1 pseudogene is annotated in these 482 nt (G+C 62.0%); it reads right to left on the reverse strand.

The window, feature by feature from the left end:
- Positions 1 to 482 (reverse strand): annotated as a pseudogene (locus JMV15_RS27900) (bifunctional hydroxymethylpyrimidine kinase/phosphomethylpyrimidine kinase); the annotation flags it as partial.

Here is a 482-nt window from a genome sequence, read left to right on the forward strand (position 1 = left end):
GGCCTGGGTTTCCAGCAGCACTTCATGCACGGCCGCAGATGTGAACTCAAAATCTGCCACCAGGCCATGCCACACCAGTACCCGCGCCAGTAACAGCCCGTACGTCAGGTCGCCCACGCCCACTGGCTGACGCGGAAACGCCAGCAGGGGCCGACGCAAGTGTCAACTGCCGTCGGCCGTCACCAACAGCATTTCAAACCCTTCTGGCAGTTTGCCTGGGTAATCCATGTGCTTGACCAACACAGCCTTGGGCCCGCGCGCCACCAAGGCCTTCGCCATCGCCAGGCAATCGAACAGCGATTTCGGCTTGCGCCCGGCAAAACTGTCCAGCTCCAGTTGGTTGGGGCACAGGAAGTCCGCCATGGCGGCAGTCTCATCCAAGAGGAAATCGCTGACCTCCTGCTGCCCGCTGCAACCCTTTTCCGGGTGGCCCATCACCGGGTCGCACAGGTACAGCGCCTTGGGGTTGATCGCCTTGATGC

The organism is Pseudomonas paracarnis (assembly GCF_904063055.1).
GTDB lineage: Bacteria > Pseudomonadota > Gammaproteobacteria > Pseudomonadales > Pseudomonadaceae > Aquipseudomonas > Aquipseudomonas paracarnis.